At 64.2% G+C, this 16,538-nt stretch carries 15 protein-coding genes and 1 pseudogene; 6 read left to right on the top strand and 10 right to left on the bottom strand.

Features of this window, described 5'->3' with window-relative positions; all coding sequences use genetic code 11:
* Positions 1–13: 13 nt before the first annotated feature.
* Entirely contained in the window at positions 14–472 is a 459-nt protein-coding gene (locus MESAU_RS15675) for a GNAT family N-acetyltransferase (RefSeq protein WP_015317014.1), read from the bottom strand.
* Between the two features lie 98 nt (positions 473–570).
* A complete protein-coding gene (locus MESAU_RS15670) occupies positions 571–1,065 on the bottom strand; it encodes a hypothetical protein (protein ID WP_015317013.1) in 495 nt (164 codons plus the stop codon).
* Between the two features lie 106 nt (positions 1,066–1,171).
* On the opposite strand from MESAU_RS15670, the gene MESAU_RS15665 reads away from it, so the two are divergent.
* A complete protein-coding gene (locus MESAU_RS15665) occupies positions 1,172–1,768 on the top strand; it encodes a DUF922 domain-containing Zn-dependent protease (RefSeq protein ID WP_041163408.1) in 597 nt (198 codons plus the stop codon).
* Between the two features lie 52 nt (positions 1,769–1,820).
* Here MESAU_RS15665 and MESAU_RS15660 read toward each other — a convergent pair whose 3' ends face one another.
* Complete coding sequence (locus tag MESAU_RS15660) at positions 1,821–3,356, bottom strand: acid phosphatase (protein ID WP_015317011.1); 1,536 nt, start codon at positions 3,354–3,356, stop codon at positions 1,821–1,823.
* A gap of 223 nt (positions 3,357–3,579) precedes the next feature.
* Between MESAU_RS15660 and MESAU_RS15655 the strand changes: the two genes are divergently transcribed.
* The gene (locus MESAU_RS15655; RefSeq protein ID WP_015317010.1) at positions 3,580–4,848 is read left to right on the top strand and encodes a cytochrome-c peroxidase; all 1,269 of its coding nucleotides are present in this window, start codon (positions 3,580–3,582) and stop codon (positions 4,846–4,848) included.
* Positions 4,849–5,039: 191 nt separating this feature from the next.
* On the opposite strand, the pseudogene MESAU_RS15650 reads toward MESAU_RS15655, so the two are convergent.
* The 3 genes and pseudogenes from MESAU_RS15650 to MESAU_RS15640 form a co-directional block, all read right to left on the bottom strand.
* Positions 5,040–5,324: pseudogene (locus tag MESAU_RS15650) on the bottom strand (GIY-YIG nuclease family protein); the annotation flags it as partial.
* Positions 5,325–5,508: 184 nt separating this feature from the next.
* Positions 5,509–6,213 carry an SDR family oxidoreductase gene (locus tag MESAU_RS15645; RefSeq protein ID WP_015317008.1) on the bottom strand — a complete coding sequence of 235 codons (705 nt, stop codon included), beginning with the start codon at positions 6,211–6,213 and terminating at the stop codon, positions 5,509–5,511.
* 122 nt (positions 6,214–6,335) lie between these two features.
* Positions 6,336–6,953, bottom strand: a complete 618-nt coding sequence (locus MESAU_RS15640) for a helix-turn-helix domain-containing protein (RefSeq protein WP_015317007.1) — start codon at positions 6,951–6,953, stop codon at positions 6,336–6,338.
* Between the two features lie 131 nt (positions 6,954–7,084).
* Between MESAU_RS15640 and MESAU_RS15635 the strand changes: the two genes are divergently transcribed.
* The 3 genes from MESAU_RS15635 (at position 7,085) to MESAU_RS15625 (ending at position 11,081) form a co-directional block, all read left to right on the top strand.
* Positions 7,085–8,218: an NAD(P)/FAD-dependent oxidoreductase gene (locus MESAU_RS15635; protein WP_015317006.1), complete on the top strand. Its 1,134-nt coding sequence runs from the start codon at positions 7,085–7,087 to the stop codon at positions 8,216–8,218.
* A 43-nt stretch (positions 8,219–8,261) separates the two neighbouring features.
* Positions 8,262–9,890 (top strand): ABC transporter substrate-binding protein, encoded by a 1,629-nt coding sequence (locus MESAU_RS15630; RefSeq protein ID WP_015317005.1) that lies wholly within the window; start codon positions 8,262–8,264, stop codon positions 9,888–9,890.
* 87 nt (positions 9,891–9,977) lie between these two features.
* Complete coding sequence (locus MESAU_RS15625) at positions 9,978–11,081, top strand: serine hydrolase domain-containing protein (RefSeq protein WP_015317004.1); 1,104 nt, start codon at positions 9,978–9,980, stop codon at positions 11,079–11,081.
* A gap of 66 nt (positions 11,082–11,147) precedes the next feature.
* On the opposite strand, the gene MESAU_RS15620 is transcribed toward MESAU_RS15625, so the two are convergent.
* The 3 genes from MESAU_RS15620 to MESAU_RS15610 form a co-directional block, all read right to left on the bottom strand.
* Positions 11,148–12,296: a Fic family protein gene (locus MESAU_RS15620; protein WP_015317003.1), complete on the bottom strand. Its 1,149-nt coding sequence runs from the start codon at positions 12,294–12,296 to the stop codon at positions 11,148–11,150.
* A 204-nt stretch (positions 12,297–12,500) separates the two neighbouring features.
* Positions 12,501–13,064: a cytochrome b gene (locus MESAU_RS15615; RefSeq protein ID WP_015317002.1), complete on the bottom strand. Its 564-nt coding sequence runs from the start codon at positions 13,062–13,064 to the stop codon at positions 12,501–12,503.
* A gap of 126 nt (positions 13,065–13,190) precedes the next feature.
* Positions 13,191–13,916: a 3-keto-5-aminohexanoate cleavage protein gene (locus tag MESAU_RS15610; protein ID WP_015317001.1), complete on the bottom strand. Its 726-nt coding sequence runs from the start codon at positions 13,914–13,916 to the stop codon at positions 13,191–13,193.
* 201 nt (positions 13,917–14,117) lie between these two features.
* Here MESAU_RS15610 and MESAU_RS15605 point away from each other — a divergent pair, with 201 nt between their 5' ends.
* Positions 14,118–14,312, top strand: coding sequence for a hypothetical protein (locus tag MESAU_RS15605; RefSeq protein ID WP_023774040.1), 195 nt, complete (start codon positions 14,118–14,120; stop codon positions 14,310–14,312).
* Between the two features lie 96 nt (positions 14,313–14,408).
* Here MESAU_RS15605 and MESAU_RS15600 read toward each other — a convergent pair whose 3' ends face one another.
* Positions 14,409–16,514: an EAL domain-containing protein gene (locus MESAU_RS15600; RefSeq protein WP_015317000.1), complete on the bottom strand. Its 2,106-nt coding sequence runs from the start codon at positions 16,512–16,514 to the stop codon at positions 14,409–14,411.
* Positions 16,515–16,538 lie beyond the last annotated feature (24 nt).

Raw genomic sequence — 16,538 nt, 5'->3', positions numbered from 1 at the left:
GCGCGGGTTTCCGCTAAAGGCTCTTCTTGTAACCAATATGGCTGGCACTGAAGCCGAGCCCTTCATAGAAGCGGTGCGCATCCGCTCGCCCCTTGTCGGTGGTGAGCTGCACAAGGCCGCAGCCCCGCGCCCGGCACTCGTCGATCGCCCATTCGAACATCTTCTTGCCGACGCCGTCGGAGCGCCTGCCGCTGACAACGCGAACCGCCTCGATCTGCCCGCGCCAGCCGCCCTTGCGCGAAATACCGGCAAGGAAGCTGATCTGCAGGGTGCCGATTACCTCCGCGCCATCCACGGCCACGGCAAGCAGCTGATTGGGATCGGCATCGATGGCGTCAAAGGCATCGATATAGCCCTGCGCCAACGGCAACGAGGCGTCTTCGCGGGCGGCACCCAGCGGATCGTCGGCGAGCATGGCGACGATGGCTGGCAGGTCGGAGGCTTGCGCCTTGCGGAATTGGATGTCGGTCATGGACGTGAGATACGGCCGCCCGGCACTGGCGGCAAGCCGCTAATAGAATGGAGATCAATGGGCGGTAGGACAACGAGGGGCGCGCAACCTCTCGAGGTTCAATCCCCGTCCTCCGCCGGCTTGGCCTTGCCGCACTGCGCCAGCACCTTGCCGATTGCCCCACTGGAACCCTTCAGCGCAAAACTGATCGAACCATATTTGGCAGCGCTGACCGACACGTCCCCCTTGGACCGCAATAGGTCGAGCAGCGGGTCCCCCTTCTCCAGATCGGCCACGAAATAATTGTACATCGCCTCCAGCTGCAGGGTCTTCGTCACCGTCTTGCCGTCGACCTTGAAGTCGAAAGCGCCGCTGATGCCCGGCTCCAGTTGTTGGCCCATGGCGCCCAAATCGTAGCTCAGCACCGGTTTGTCGTAGCAATTGAGCATCAGATAGGCGTCGCCCTTCGGCCCGCCGCAGACCGAAGCGGTCAGCACGCTGCCGCCCTCGTCTTCCTCCATCTTGGCGCTCCAGCCGCCGCAGGATGCCGCGAAGGCCGATTGCGCGCCAAGCACCGCCGCCAGGGCAGCGGCGGCAACGAGATTTCTTCTCATGACTTCCCCCTCCGGGCCATTTGCAGCGCCCGCCGGCAGCATATAGGAAAAGCCGTTGAATAGCGTTGCCTGAACGGCAGGGCCGCGCGCCTCGGAGAGAGCAGTGTTGAGAGCCTGTGTTCGCCTGTATCTTCCGACCGCCGCCCTGGTGGCCTTCCCGCTTGCGGCGCATGCCGAGTGGAAGCCTGTCGAGAAGGTCGAGACCTACGCCATTTCAGGCCAGTCCGGGCTCGAGCTCTACCGGTCGATCGGCGAGAACGGGCCGAATGTCGGCATTACCCGCGCCATCGCCCACACCAATTTCAAGCTGACCTGGACCAGGGATTATCAGCCGCGTGCCGGAGCCTGCGTGCTGGTCTCGGCCAAGCCAAAGCTCATCATCACCTACACCTTGCCAAGCCCCTCCTCGCCGCTGCCGTCCGCCATCCAGAAGAACTGGGAGGTTTTCCTCGCAGGCGTCAGCGCCCACGAAAAGGTGCATGGCGCGACCATTGTCGACATGGCGCGCAAGATCGAGGCGGCGACGGTCGGCCTCACCGTTCCCGACGATCCCAAATGCAGCAAGATCCGGGTCGAGATGACCAAACGCCTGTCCGCCCTTTCGCAGGCGCAGCGGCAGGCAAGCCGCGATTTCGACCGCATCGAACTCGGCCAGGGCGGCAATCTGCAAAAGCTCATTCTGGCGCTTGTGAATGGCGGCTGAGAAGGCCACCGCGCGCTGCGGCGCGGCGGCGTATCGGCGTTTCGCCCGCTCCCTATCGGCTCAGATCCAGCGCGGCTGACAAATCCCCCATCGGCGGCTCGCCATTGGCGGCCAGCGCCTTGTCGCGGGCGACGATGCCCGTCAGCACCGGCAGATCGTAGCGCGCGGTGATGAAGCGCAGGATCGACGTCGTATCGTATTGCGTGTGGTCGACCGTGCCCATCCTGGCATAGGGCGAGACGATGAAGGCCGGGATGCGGTTGCCCGGGCCCCAGCGGTCGGCCTTGGGCGGCGCGACGTGATCCCAGAAGCCGCCATTCTCGTCATAGGTGACGACGACCAGCATGTGACTCCATTGCGGGCTCTTCTCCAGATGCGCGACGAGGTCGGCCAGATGCCGATCGCCCGATGTCACGTCGGCATAGCCTGAGTGCTCGTTGAGATTGCCCTGCGGCTTGTAGAAGGCGACCTGCGGCAGCTTGCCGTCGTCGATCGCCTTGATGAACGCGGCGCCATCCAGGCCGCCATCCCTGAGATGCTCGGTGCGCGCTGCCGTGCCGGGCGCGTAGGCGGCGAAATAGTTGAACGGCTGGTGGTGGAACTGGAAGTTCGGCACCGGCGTGGCGTTCTTGCCGTCGAGGGTAGCCTGCCAGGCGCCGGCGTACCAGGCCCAGTCGACCCCCTTCAGCGACAAGAGATCGCCGATGGTGATGTCGTGCTGCGGCGGCAGCGTGGTGGGCGCGGCCGGATCGGCCAGCGCCTTGTCGCCGCCCTCGGCAGGCTTGTTGGCGCTCGGCTGATAGGGCGGCTGCATGGTGTTGACGGCGTAAAAATCGGGCGTGATGGCGCCGTCATTGACGAATTTCGGCACGCCGCCCATCGCCGACGGCGGCGAATTGTCGGCCACCTTCAAGGTCGTTCCGTCGGCCTCGACCACGGCGATCTGGCCCTTGATCGGACTCGTGTCGGCATGCGGATAGACCGGCGTACAGGCGCAGGCGAGCTGGAAATGGTTGAGGAAGGAGCCGCCAAAGGCGCCCTGGAAGAAATTGTCGGCCAGCACATATTTCTTCGCCACCTGCCACATCGGCAGGCTCGAGCCGTCATAATGGCCCATGACCAGCCCGCCGGAATCGGCCCAGGCGACGAATTTATCGTTCTTGCCGCCGTCGATCTGCATCTGCTCCTGGTAGAAACGGTGCCACAAATCGTGGGTGATGACATTGGTGCCTTCGTTGAAGCCTTTGGGATCGTCGATGGCGAAGGCGGCGTTGGCCAGATGCGCGGTCTGCGCCTCCGTCACCACGGGCGTGACGCCCTTTCCGGTCAGCCCACCCCAGGCCGGGGGCAGTTCGGTCAGCGGCTTGCCATCGCGATCGAGCTGGCGCGCCTGGTCGGCCGAGACATTGGCCAGCCCATTGGCGCCGGGGAAGCCACCATAAAGATTATCGAAGCTGCGGTTCTCCGCATAGATGACGACGACGGTGTCGATCTTGTCGAAGCCGGGAGGGGCGGCATTGGCGGCCGCAAGGGGAAACAAGGCCGAACCGGCCAGACAGAAGGAAGTGAGGAACTTGAGCCTCGTCATGGGAAGACCTCGTGGCTTGACTGTGGCTATGGGGCTATAGGGCTATGGGCTATGGGCTATGGGCTATGGGGCTACGGCGCGGGAACCATAGGCAGCTAACGTGGAGGCCTTGTCACCTTTGTGACATCCGCCGCCGCGGCGAACACGGTTTCGTGAGCACTGGGACCGGTCATCAATCCGTTGCACTGCGTTCTTATTTCCGGGCCAAAGCGGACCGTGCCCCATGATGACGAGACGATGGAAAAGCCTGGTGATCGCGAGTGCCGCGATCTCGACCTTTGGCTTTGCCGCGCCCGCGAATACGGCGGGGTCGGACGGCGTCCATCCCGGTCCGCTGTCGCGTGCGCAAGCCTTCGCACGCGCCGAGGCGCTGACTGCCTTGGGGCGAAAGATGTTCTTCGACCCGGCGCTCTCGGCGTCGGGAAAACAGGCCTGTTCCTCCTGCCACGATCCGCGCCATGCCTTCGGTCCGGCCTCGGCCACACCGGTCGAAATGGGCGGCCCGAACCTCGACCAGTCCGGCGTGCGCGCGGTGCCGTCGCTGCGCTACCTCGAGGCGGCGCCCGCCTTCACCGAGCATTCCCACGATTCCGAGGACGAGGGCGACGAGAGCGTCGACAATGGCCCGACCGGCGGCCTGACCTGGGACGGCCGCGCCGATCACGGTGGGGACCAGGCTAAAATCCCCCTGCTCTCGCCGTTCGAGATGGCAAACAAGGATGAAGCAGCCGTCTCCGCCGCCTTGCGCAAGTCAGCCTATGCCGACGAGTTCAAGGCAACCTTCGGCAACGATGTCTTCGACCGCCCGGGCGATGCCTTCGACGCCGCCGCCGAGGCGCTCGGCACATTCGAGCAGAGCGCGGTCGACTTCTACCCCTATTCCAGCCGCTACGACGCCTTCCTCGCCGGCAAGGCGACGCTATCGGCGCGGGAACTGCATGGCCGCGCCCTGTTCGAGGACGAGGCGAAAGGCAATTGCGCCTCCTGCCACCTCAGCGAACCGGCCAATGACGGTGAGCCGCCGCAGTTCACCGATTTCGGCCTCATCGCCATCGCCGTGCCGCGCAATCCGGCCATCCCGGCCAACGCCGACCCGGCCTATGTCGATCTCGGCCTGTGCGGTCCCCTGCGCACCGATTTCCGTGGCCGCACCGACTATTGCGGCCTGTTCAAGACACCGAGCCTGCGCAACGTGGCGCTGCGCAAGAGCTTCTTCCACAACGGATATTTCCACACGCTGCGCGAAGCGGTGGCCTTCTACGCCAGTCGCGACACCGACCCCGGCCGCTGGTACCCGAAAAACGCTTACGGTACCGTCGACAAATATGACGATTTACCAAAGGCTTACTGGTCGAACCTGAATCAAGACCCGCCCTTCGACGGCAAGAAACCCGGCGACAAGCCGGCGCTCAACGATGCCGAGATCGACGACATCGTGGCGTTTCTGCAGACGCTGACGGATGCGGATCAGGTGGCGAAGCGGTCGCAGTGAACTGGGAAGCCGTCGTAAGGGTTGCTAGTTGACGTGGGGATTAGCCGAAGCCCTCCCTCGCTTCGTCATCCTAGGGCGGAGCAAGGAGCGAAGCGACGCGGCGCAGAACCTAGGATGCCGCGACGCTTGCGACGGGTAAAAACTGTGCCGAACCTGGCTCCAACCTCCGACGAAACGCCATCAAACCGCGACCAACCTGTTCCGCGAAACAGCTCGAACCATTCCGGATTGGTCTTCTCGATCAGTTCGATCTTCCATTGTCGCGACCAGCGCTTCAGCGATTTCTCGCGTTGAATGGCGTCACGAATGTCGAAATGTTCCTCGTACCAGACCAACCGCTGCACACCGTAGCGCCTGGTGAAGCGCGAACCTTCGCCGGATTTGTGCTCCGGCATGCGGCGACCGAGATCGTTGGTGACACCGATGTAGATGGTGCCGCCCTTCTGGCTCGCTGTCATGTAAACATAGCCGGTCATGCGTTGACGGTAACCGCCACCCGTCCGGGGACTATCCTCGTTCGCCGTATTTTTTCGGCCCACGTCGCGGCATGGATCCTAGGGTCTGCGCGGCGTCGCTTCGCTCCTTGCTACGCCCTAGGATGACGAAGGGAGGGAGGGCTTCGGCTAATCTGAGAGGTATGGGATCGCCGCCAGCCGCCCCTCACAGCGCCCGGATCACACCCCCATCCACGCGGATATTCTGCCCGGTAATATACCCTGCCCCGTCCGACGCCAAAAACGCGATCGTCGCGGCGATCTCCTCTGATGTGCCATAGCGCTGCATCGGCACGTTGTCGCGGCGCTCTTCGGTGGCGGGCAGGCTGTCGATCCAGCCGGGCAGCACGTTGTTCATGCGCACATTGTCGGCCGCGTAGGTGTTGGCGAAAATCTTGGTGTAGGCGGCAAGGCCGGCGCGGAACACGGCCGACGTCGGGAACATCGCGTTCGGTTCTGCTACCCAGGCCGTCGAGATGTTGATGATGGCGCCGCCCTTCTGCTTGACCATCTGCGGCGCCACGATGCGCACCGGCCGGATGACGTTCATCAGGTAGACGTCCATGCCGGTGTGCCACTGCTCGTCCGTGATCTCCAGGATCGGCGCGCGCGGTCCATGGCCGCCGCTGTTGACCAGCACGTCGATGCGGCCATAGCGCTCCAGGGTCAGGTCGGCGAGCCGCTGCAGATCGTCGTTCGACTGGTTGGAGCCGGTGACGCCGAGCCCGCCAAGCTCCTTGGCCAGCGCCTCGCCCTTGCCGGACGAGGACAGGATGGCGACCTTGAAACCATCCGCCGCCAGCCGTTTGGCCGCCGCCGCCCCCATGCCGCTGCCGCCGGCCACGATGACGGCTATCTTTTCTACACTCATCGGATTTCCTTTTCAGATTGGCGGGAGCTACGGTTTCAGCGGTCCTATAGCCGGTTTCGCCGCGCAGTTCGAACGAGAAAGCCTGAATCGAGCTGCAGAAAACTTGCGCGGTGAGCTGCGCCCTATCCTTCAACCGTCTCCAGCTCGCTCAGCAGCGTGCCTTCCATGTCGGGCTCGTCGCCGGAGCAGACGCACAGCATCTCGGCGTCGCCCTCGCCCACCGATAGATAGGCGTGGCCCATGGTGGAATCGATGTAGACGCTCTCGCCCGCTTTCAGCCGCACCGGCGCGTACTGGTCGGTATGCAGTTCGATCTCGCCCTTGAGCACGATCAGGAATTCCTCGCCGGCATGCCTGGTCAGCGGGCCGAATTCTTGCGGCGTGCGGGCGCGCGCATAGGCGTGAATCGGCACCATGCGCTTGCGCACCAGGTCGGTGGCGAGATACCGGTAGTCATAATTTCGGGTCAGCTGGCGCAGCGTGTTGGACTGCGAGGTGACCGAGCGGCGGGTGCGCGCTGCCGGCTGCTTGCGGTCGCCGCTGAGCAGTTCCGTCACATGGATGCCGAGCCCCTCGCAGATCTGCAGCAGCTTGTCGTAGGTCAGCGACATCTGGTCGTTCTCGACCTTGGACAGCGTCGACACCGCGACGCCGGTGAGCGCGCTGACCTCCTGCAAGGTCCAGCCATGGGTTTTTCTCAAAGCCCGCAGACAATCACCGAGATTGGGTTGCTCCGACATTGCCAGCTCCAAGGCGCGGGATCGCGCCGCTCCACCCTAGGTAGTCGAACTCCCCGCAGCCATCAACAACACCGAAATTTTCTTATACGCTAAATATTGACTGGATACGAAATTATTTTTACGACTGATGAATGCAGTCAAAGTCCTTCCAAGAGATTGTCGTCATCGGCGGCGGCATTGCCGGCCTCTCGCTTGCCGCCGAGGTGGCGGGCTGGGCCGAAGTCACCGTCATCGAGCGCGAGCCGCATCTTGGCTACCACGCCAGCGGACGCTCCGCCGCTCTGTTCACCGAGACCTACGGCAACCGCCTCGTGCGCGGGCTGACGCTGGCCAGCCGGCAGGCAATCGTCGAGGGCGGTTTCGTCGCCCACCGGCGTGGCGCGCTGCATGTCGGATGGACCGGTGACGATGCCGCCATCGACAAGCTGGCTCGTGATTTGCAGGCGCTGGTGCCATCAGTGCGCCGCCTCTCGGCGGCCGAGCTCCACGCGCTGGTTCCGGTCATTGCCCAGCAAGCCACATGCGGCGGCGTCTATGAGCCGGACGCGGTGGATGTCGACACGGACAAGATGCTTGCGACCTGCGCGTCCAAGCTCAAAGCCGGCGGCGGCACCATCCGCACCGGCGAGGAGGTCCGCGCCATCTCACGCGACGGCAGCGCTTTTAGGGTTGAAACAAGCGCCGGCGTCTACTCGGCTGACATCATCGTCAACGCCGCCGGCGCCTGGGTCGATGTCGTCGCCGGCATGGTGAGACTCCCGGGCCTCGGCTTCCAGCCGAAACGGCGCACCGCCTTCCTGTTCGATCCGCCCGCCGGGTTGGACATCGCCGGCTGGCCGCTGGTGGTCGACCTGCACGAGCAGTTCTACTTCAAGCCCGATGCCGGCAGATTGATCGGTTCGCTCGCCGACGAGACGGATTCCGAGCCTTGCGATGCGTATCCCGAGGATATCGACGTCGCCATCGCCGTCGACCGCATCGAACAGGCGACGTCTATGCGCATCGGCCGCCCGTCGACGCCGTGGGCGGGCCTGCGTACCTTCGCTCCCGACCGCACGCCGGTCGCCGGCTTCGACCCGCGCCTGCCCGGCTTCTTCTGGCTCGGCGGCCAAGGTGGCTACGGTTTTCAGGTGTCGCTGACGCTGGCCAGGCTGAGCGCGGCGCTGATGCGCGGCGAGCCCCTGCCCGACGACGTCACCGCACTCGGCGTCACCGCTGGGGCGCTGGCGCCCGATCGCTTCCTTACCCCGGCGACGACGCCATGAAGTTCCTTCCCTCAACCCCGAAGTGTCATCAGGAGCGTTTGCGATGAAATCTCTGCGCGCGGTGCTTGCCCCGTCCCTTCTGGCCACGTCCCTCCTGGCCACGTCCGTTCTGGCCTCATCCGTCCTTCTCGGCGGACAGGCCTACGCCAAGACGCTGGTCTATTGCTCGGAAGCCAATCCCGAGACCTTCAACCCGGCGATCGGCATCGCCGATTCCACCATGGACGCCGCCGCCAAGACGATCTTCAACCGGCTGGTCGAGTTCAAGCCGGGCACCACCGAGGTCGGCCCGGCGCTCGCCGAAAGCTGGGATGTCTCGTCGGATGGCAAGGCCTACACTTTCCATCTCAGGCACGGCGTGAAGTTTCAGTCGAACGAGCATTTTTCGCCCACGCGCGACTTCGACGCGGACGACGTGCTCTACACCTTCAACCGCCAGCGCGACGCCAACAATCCCTATCACAAGCTTGGCGGCGGCTCTTACGAGTACTTCAACGCGCTGGGCATGGGCACGCTGATCGACAGAATAGACAAGGTCGACGACTACACCGTGCGCTTCACGCTGACGGCTCCCAACGTCACATTCCTGGCCGGGCTGGCACTCGACTATCTCTCCATCCTGTCGCTGGAGCAGACCGAAAAGATGGTCGCGGCCGGCACGCCGGAGCTGATCGACAGCATGCCGGTCGGCACCGGACCGTTCGTGCTTGAGGCCTATGTGCCCGACAGCCAGGTCCGCTACGCCGCCAACAAGGATTACTGGCGCGGCGCGCCGAAGATCGACACGCTGGTCTTCGCCGTCACGCCCGAGCCGACCACCCGCGTCGAGCGCATCAAGGCCAATGAATGCCAGGTCGCCGCCCCGCCGCCGCCAAGTGCCGTCGCCGACCTGCGCAGCGATCCCGACATCACGGTTCTCGATCTCAAGGGCCAGAACATCGGCATTCTCGGCTTCAATGTCGAGCACCAGCCGCTGGGCGACGTGCGCGTGCGCACGGCACTGGCCAAGGCCGTCGACCGCAAGGCGATCGTCGATGCGGTCTATGCCGGCGCCGGCACGGTGGCCGGCAGCGTCGTGCCGCCGGCGCAGCTCGGCGCCGTCACCGATGCCGGCATCGAGTACGATCCCGATGGCGCCAAGAAACTGCTCAAGGAAGCGGGCCATGAAAGCGGCCTCAAGATCAGCCTGTGGGCGATGCCGGTGTCGCGCCCCTACAATCCCAACGCCAAGCGCATGGCCGAGATGATCCAGGCCGACTGGGCGAAGGTCGGCGTGCAATCGGAGATCGTCAGCTTCGAATGGGGCGAATACCTCAAGCGCACCGCGGCGGGCGAACAGGACGCCTTCCTGCTCGGCGGCAGCAGCGACAATGGCGATCCCGACAACATGCTGAGCTATCTGCTCTCCTGCGACGGCGTGAAGGGTGGCTCCAACCGCTCGCGCTGGTGCGACAAGGATTTCGAGAAGCTGCTCGACGAGGGCCGCGTTGCCGCCGACCCGAAAGAGCGCGCCGCGATCTATGGAAAGGCGCAGGCCATCCTGAAGGCCGAGGTGCCGGTGGCGCCGATCGCCCATTCGATGGTGGCGATCCCGATCCGCAAGAGCGTGCTGAATTACGTGCTCGACCCCTTCGGCCGGCAGAATTTCGCCGCCGTCGATATCGCGGACTGAGGCTTGTCGCGCTGGGTACCCCCCTCATCCGGCCGCTACGCGGCCGATTTTGCGAAGATCCCGCGATCCACAAAAAGCGAGACCACCATGCCAAAAGACCTGAACGCTCTTCTCGCCACCTACATCGCCGATGGCGCGGTGGGTGCGTCGCTCGCCTATGCCAGGGGTGACACCACACCAACCGCCCTCACATCAGGCCTCGCCGATCGCGCGCTGGGCACGCCCGTCACGTCGGACCAGCTGTTCAAGATCGGCAGCTGCACCAAGACCTTCGTCGCCGCGGCCCTGGTCAAGCTCGCCGAGACCGGCAAGCTCGACCTCGGCGCGCCGATCGCCTCCTGGTTCCCGGACCTGCCTGGCGCCAAAACCATTTCGGTACGCCAGCTGGTCAACCATCGCAGCGGCCTGCCGGAATTCGAATATTACATTCCGATGGACCCGAGCCGGCAATGGACGCCGCAACAGCTGGTCGACATCGCCTTCGCCTCCGACAAACAGAAGCCACCGGGCGGACCGGCCGTCTACAACAACACCGGCTATGTCCTGGCCGGTATGGTGATCGAGGCCGTCACCGGCCAGAAGCTGGGCGCCTATGTCAGAAGCGCGGTCCTTGAGCCACTCGGCCTGAACAACACCTGGTCGCCGGCGACCGAGGCCTTCCCCGATAAATCGATGGTGCGCGGCTATTACCACCGGCCGCCGCGGGCGCCGAACGCGCCCACCGACATCGCCTCGGGCGGCGAGATGTGGCAAATGGACGGCGTGCTGCCCTACTCCAATGAACTGCAGGATTCCTCCGACTCCTTCCCCTTCGGCGCCGCCTATGGCTGCGGCGACATGGTGTCGACGCCGTCAGACATGGTGGGCTTCATGCGCGGCCTGTTCTCCGGCGGACTGTTGTCGCCGCCGGTCTTCGCCGAGATGTTCGAACACCGCGTGCCGGCGAGTTTCCCCGGCACCCGCATGCGCGAGACGGGCGCGGGCATGTTCCAGAGCACCTATGCGGACCGCGCCTTCTACGGGCACCAGGGCAGCATTCCGGGCTATGTCGCCGTCATGCTGCACGATCCCGAGACGGACCTCACCATCGCCATGACCAGCAATGTCGGCTCCGGCAATCGCCTCTCCTTCCAGGCGAGCGGCATGCATCCGGTGGTGGATCAAGCGATCGCGACAATCTTGCGGCTGTGATCTTAGGGAGGGGTAGGAAATCGAACTGCTGCCGTCAGAGGGCCTCACGCGATCTATGCGCGGACGTCAGCCATCTCTGCGCCTCTCGAAGAGCTGGAGGTATCGTTCGAACACGAAAAACCGATTGCGTCTTTGGCCGGTGACTTCGATTAGAACGCCGTGGCTTATGAGATCGGCAATCAATGACGTAGCCGTGTTTGTCGTCGTGTCCAACAGAATGGTGACACCCTTCACGTCGACCAATGGTTGCCTGTAGAGATGTCTTACAAGTTGTTGCGCGTTTCCTTGACGGCGATGGCTGAAGCGCGGCAGCGTTTCCCGTTCTATCCGCTCTTTAAGCACCAGAATTTTGCGGAACACGTCAGCAGACGCACGCGCTGTCTCTTCAACTCCGTGGAGAAAGAAAATCAGCCAGTCGCGCATATGGTTGCCCTCGCGTACGGCCATGAGGTGATCGATATACGCTGTCTTGTTGCGCTCGAAATAGTCGGACAGATAGAGCGCGGGTTTGACAAGAAGCCCCTGCGAGGCGAGGTAAAGCGAAATCATCAGGCGGCCCAGCCGCCCGTTGCCATCCAGGAACGGATGGATGGTTTCGAATTGATAGTGGGCGATCGCAATGCGGATGAGTGGCGGTACGCGCAGGCTGTCGGCATGGATGAATTTTTCCATATCGCTCATGAGCTCGGGAACATGCTCGTGATGCGGGGGCACGAAGACCGCGTTTCTTAGACTCACGCCAATCCAGTTCTGACTGGTTCGAAATTCGCCGGGTTGCTTGGTGTCGCCGCGCACCCCCTGCATGAGGATGGCGTGAGTTTCCTTCAGTAGCCTGTTGGAGAAAGGCAGGCGCTCCAGGCTGGTAATGGCGCTATTGATCGCTTGGATATAGTTCTGCACCTCCTCCCAGTCGTCGCGTGCCTCAGGAGACAAATCTTCGATCTGCTTGAAAGCGTCCTCGATATTGGTGTGGGTGCCTTCGATCCGGCTGGACTGGGTTGCTTCCTTCGCAACGTACATGCTGATGAAAAAATCGATGTCGGGAACGAGTTGTGCGAACGCATTCAATTCACCCAATGCTCGATCGGCGCGGCCAAGCACCTCTATGATGTTCGGGTCGGAGACGATCCAGGGATGATTGATCGAGGTCGGCACGAAGCTGCGATGTTCCAACCGCTTTTCGTACTGCCCCGCCTTGTAAGACGACAAATCCATATTTCAGAAACGTCCACGATTTCTACAATAAGAAAATCGTTATGTCAGATTCGACCAACTTCCAAAAGCTATTTCAATTTCTCACCAGGTTTCTGAAATAAGGATTCGGCTATTTCAGAAACTTCCGTATTGCGGCTTCGACGGCCCAGCGGCCTGCACCCGGTCGTCGATCGGGCGATCCGCATCATTCTCGACTGACCGCGTTCAGCCGCCCTGCCGCGACGATGGATCGGGCAGGCCCGGCAGCATCTGGCTCAGCACCCGGTCGCGAAGGAAGAAATGGTGGAAGATGGCGGCGGCCGCGTGCAGGCCGGCGATCCACATCATGACGTCGCCGAGCGTGCCGTGAATCTCCGCCAGCGGCGCGCCCCAGCTGCCGGAAAACGGACCGATAGCTCCCAGCCCATAGACAGTGACCGGGTGGCCGCCGAACAAGGCGCCGACCATGGCTGTCGCCGGAACGGCGAACAGCAGCGCATAAAGCGCCCAATGCGTTGCCTTCGAGGCGACCTCCATCCAGGACGGCATGGCCGGGGCATCGGGAATGCGGTCGAACCGGCGCCAGATCAGGCGAACGACCAGCAAGCAGAAAACGGTGAAGCCGAGCGACTCGTGCAGCAGCAGCGTCGACGCCCTGGCCGCTGAATAGACCCGCTCCGGCGGACCGCCCGCCGAGACCAGGAAGGCAATGAGCACCAGCAATGCCGTCAGCCAATGAAATGCCTGGGCGAGGCGCCCATAGCGGGTTGTCGTGCCGGACAATGACATGCGAGAGCTCCGAAACGTTGGACATCTCTCCTCGCCCGCGAATGTGGCCTTATTTCAGCTGTTCCTCAATCGCCTTGCCCGAGCGAATGGCATCGCCGAGTTCGCCGGCGCGCGGCCCGACAAGGTTCAGCTCATACTCGTGGAGTGGAAATTCGCGGCGGCCGCGGCCACGATCTCGGCATTGTCCCTCGCCACCGTTCCATCGGCGAGTGTCTTGCCGTCCTCCAGCCCGACCCGTGTCGACCAGCGCTTTTGCCGCGCAAGGTCCACGAACGGCCAGACCGTGCCGTCGACGCCGTGCAGCAGGATCTGCCGCCGCACGCCTGCGCGTTCGAGAATGGCGGCGATGCCGTGCGCCTCGTCGAGGGCTGCAGGCAGGTCCGGTATGTCGATCTCGATCAGGATGCGCAGTACGCGGCCGTGATCGGCGAGCGTCACGAAGCGCTCGGCATCTTCCGTCGTGGCCAGCCCCGCCTCGATGCCGACGCCCTGCTTGCGCAACAACTCCATCACGGCGGGCGCGTCGGTTTCTGAAAGATTGACCGAGGCATAGTCGGGCAGTTCCCGCCAGGCGGCGATCGCCGCGCGGGTGCGCGCCACATCGTTCTCGATCCAGGCGCCGGTCGACACGCCGATCAATGTGCCCGGACAGGCCTGGCGCACGGCAAGGACCGTCGCATCCGCCGCCGCCAGGCTTTCGCGCCCGTCGGCGCCGCGCGGATGGATGTGCAGTTCGGCGGCACCGGCGGCGACGCAGGAAGCCGCATCGCCGGCCATTGCCTTTGCCGTCAGCGGCAGCCTGGGATGGAAATCGCGCGAACGCGCGCCGTTGATGCAGGCTTGGACGATCATCGATTTCACCTCGGGCAAAAGAGCGCAGTCTAGACAAGCCGCCAAACCGCGCAAAGCCGGCAGGGCCGTCACTCCTGACACGATGGCGCCGCCAGCAGCACGGCGTTCGCCGGCATTTGAATAAAAGGCGCCTGTGGATATTTACCCCACCTTGCGCCAGGCAGGCCAATATCCATCAGGGCGGGATCATGGAGGGAACCATTGACCAGCGATTTTTCAGCCGCCCGTCTCCATCTCGAACGCGCCTACCACTATCTGCGCGGCAATGACGAGACGAGCCGCGCCACATGCGAGGCCCTCGACCTGTTGATCGAGATGGTAGCGGAAGCACAACACAGGAAACCGGAACCCGGGGTGCTGGAATTTCCGCGAGCGTCGGCACGCCGACTCGGCTGAACAGCACGCGTGGCGTTGTTCAGCCCGCGCGGATCAAATCTTCGTCTTCACGCATGTCGCTCCGGGCCGCTTTTGGAGCGACATGCATTTGATCTCTCAGGACGCCTTGCGTCTCGACGCGGCACCGGCCATTCGCGCCGAGTGCGCCACGACCCGCTCCAGCGGTTCGGGCCGGTGCAGCAGAAAACCCTGACCGAACTCGACGCCCATGTCGGCCAGCATGGCTACCGTGTCCTGCCGCTCGATCTTCTCGCCCACCACGGCGCAGCCGAGGCTGCGGGCAATGCTGGTGATGGCCAGCACGATCTCGCGGTCGAAGCGGCTTTCGGTGACGTGCTCGATGAAGGAGCCGTCGATCTTGATGGCGTCGACCGGAAAGCGCCTGAGATATTCGAACGAACTCATGCCGGCGCCGAAATCGTCGAGGCTGACGCGGCAGCGCCGCTCGCGCGCCTTGCGCACGAATGCCTCGGCGGCGTCGAAATTGGTGACGGCGGCGGTTTCGGTGATCTCGAAGCCGATGCCGGAATGCGGCGCCCCGGTCTCCTCGATGACCCGGTCGACAAAGTCCCACAGTCCTGGGTCGCTCAGCGTCTGCGCCGACAGGTTGAAGCCGAGCGTGATCGCGCCGGATTTCATCGCCGCGCCGTGCCGAGACAGGGCGGTGCGGATGATCCAGCGGTCGAGCCGCGCGGCAACGCCGAAGCGCTCCGCCGCCGGAATGAACTCGCCGGGCGGGATCAGCCGGCCGCCCTGTCCGGCAAGCCGCGCCAGCACCTCGACATGGCGGCTCTCTTCCCAGGGCCTGCCCAGCCGGTGGATCTGCTGGCCGAACAATTTCAGCCTGCCGTCATCCATGGCGTCGACCGTGTCGGCGGCGAGCCGCGCCGCATTGAGGCCGACCGAACCGGAGACGGCATCGGTCGAAAACAGCGCGAAGCGATCGCGCCCGGCGGCCTTGGCCGCGTAGCAGGCATCGTCGGCGCAGGCCAGCGCGTCGGCAACCGTGGTGGCACGGTCGCGGACGACGGTGATGCCGATGCTGGCCGCCAACCGGCGCGACGTCGCGGCGAGGCCGAGATCGGCGTCGCGCACGGCCGCCAGGATGGCGCCGGCCAGACCTTCGGCTTGCACGGCGTCGCAATCGGGCACCATCAGGGCGAACTCGTCGCCGCCGAGCCGCGCCGCATGCGCCGATGGCGGCAGGCAGCGGCCGATACCCGCCGCGACGCTCTTCAGCGCCAGATCGCCTGCGGCATGGCCGGCGAAATCGTTGAGGGCCTTGAAGTAGTCGAGGTCGACATAGAACACCGCCAGCGGCACGGCCGTGGCGATATGGTGGGCGAGCAGACGGTCGAAGGCGGCGCGGTTCCAAAGGCCGGTCAGCGCGTCGTGGCGGGCGGCGAAGGCAAGCTCCTGTTCGCGCAGCTTGTCCTCGGTGATGTCGCGCACGGTCCCCAGCACCTGGCCGGTGGCACCGGCGGCGGCGATGAAGCGCAGCAGCGATTCGACATGGCGGATCTGGCCGTCGCGCTTGATAATGCGGTACTGCGCGGCGATGACGCCGTCGGTTCCCAATGGCACCCTGTGGGCGCGTTCGGCGGCGTCCTTATCGTCGGGATGCAGGTAGCTGTGCCAGAGATCGGCCGTCACCTCGTCGGTCACTGCGACGAGGCCGAATATCTCTCTTGTGCGCGCGTCCCAATAGCTCTTGTTGGTAGCGATGTCGTAGTGCCAGATGCCGGTGCCGCTGGCGGCAAGCGCCAGGCGAAAGCGGATATTGACCTGTTCGAGCGCGGCTTCGGCCGCCTTCTGCTTGGAGATGTCGGTCTGCACGCCCATCAGCCTGAGCGGCTTCCCGTCGGCGTCGCTCTCGACGATGCCGCCTCGGTCGAGCACCCAAACCCAGTGGCCCTGCTTGTGCTTGAGCCTGAGTTCGGTCTCGATGGCGTCGGTCAGCCCGGCAATGTGGCGGTCGCCGCTGGCCTGCGCCCGTTCCCGGTCGTCGGGATGGGTAAGCTGCAGCCACAGGTCACTGGTATTGGCGAGTTCGCCGTCCTCGTAACCCAGCATCCGGGCCCAGGTCGCCGAATAGAAGCAGTCGCCGGTGCTGAGATCCCAGTCCCAGACGCCAAGATGGGCGCGCTCCAGGGCCTTGGCCCAGAACGCTCCGCTACGACTTTTCTTATCCTGACCCGCCATTCGTCCGTTTTGCCCGCTCCACCC

This window comes from Mesorhizobium australicum WSM2073, assembly GCF_000230995.2.
Classification (GTDB): Bacteria; Pseudomonadota; Alphaproteobacteria; order Rhizobiales; family Rhizobiaceae; genus Mesorhizobium; species Mesorhizobium australicum.
This window is presented reverse-complemented; position numbering and strand designations above follow the sequence as displayed.

Coding starts and splice junctions, on each gene's coding strand:
- MESAU_RS15675 (WP_015317014.1), bottom strand. CDS start 472: ATGACCGACATCCAATTCCGCAAGGCGCAAGCCTCCGACCTGCCAGCC.
- MESAU_RS15670 (WP_015317013.1), bottom strand. CDS start 1,065: ATGAGAAGAAATCTCGTTGCCGCCGCTGCCCTGGCGGCGGTGCTTGGC.
- MESAU_RS15660 (WP_015317011.1), bottom strand. CDS start 3,356: ATGACGAGGCTCAAGTTCCTCACTTCCTTCTGTCTGGCCGGTTCGGCC.
- MESAU_RS15655 (WP_015317010.1), top strand. CDS start 3,580: ATGATGACGAGACGATGGAAAAGCCTGGTGATCGCGAGTGCCGCGATC.
- MESAU_RS15645 (WP_015317008.1), bottom strand. CDS start 6,213: ATGAGTGTAGAAAAGATAGCCGTCATCGTGGCCGGCGGCAGCGGCATG.
- MESAU_RS15640 (WP_015317007.1), bottom strand. CDS start 6,953: ATGTCGGAGCAACCCAATCTCGGTGATTGTCTGCGGGCTTTGAGAAAA.
- MESAU_RS15635 (WP_015317006.1), top strand. CDS start 7,085: ATGCAGTCAAAGTCCTTCCAAGAGATTGTCGTCATCGGCGGCGGCATT.
- MESAU_RS15630 (WP_015317005.1), top strand. CDS start 8,262: ATGAAATCTCTGCGCGCGGTGCTTGCCCCGTCCCTTCTGGCCACGTCC.
- MESAU_RS15625 (WP_015317004.1), top strand. CDS start 9,978: ATGCCAAAAGACCTGAACGCTCTTCTCGCCACCTACATCGCCGATGGC.
- MESAU_RS15620 (WP_015317003.1), bottom strand. CDS start 12,296: ATGGATTTGTCGTCTTACAAGGCGGGGCAGTACGAAAAGCGGTTGGAA.
- MESAU_RS15615 (WP_015317002.1), bottom strand. CDS start 13,064: ATGTCATTGTCCGGCACGACAACCCGCTATGGGCGCCTCGCCCAGGCA.
- MESAU_RS15610 (WP_015317001.1), bottom strand. CDS start 13,916: ATGATCGTCCAAGCCTGCATCAACGGCGCGCGTTCGCGCGATTTCCAT.
- MESAU_RS15600 (WP_015317000.1), bottom strand. CDS start 16,514: ATGGCGGGTCAGGATAAGAAAAGTCGTAGCGGAGCGTTCTGGGCCAAG.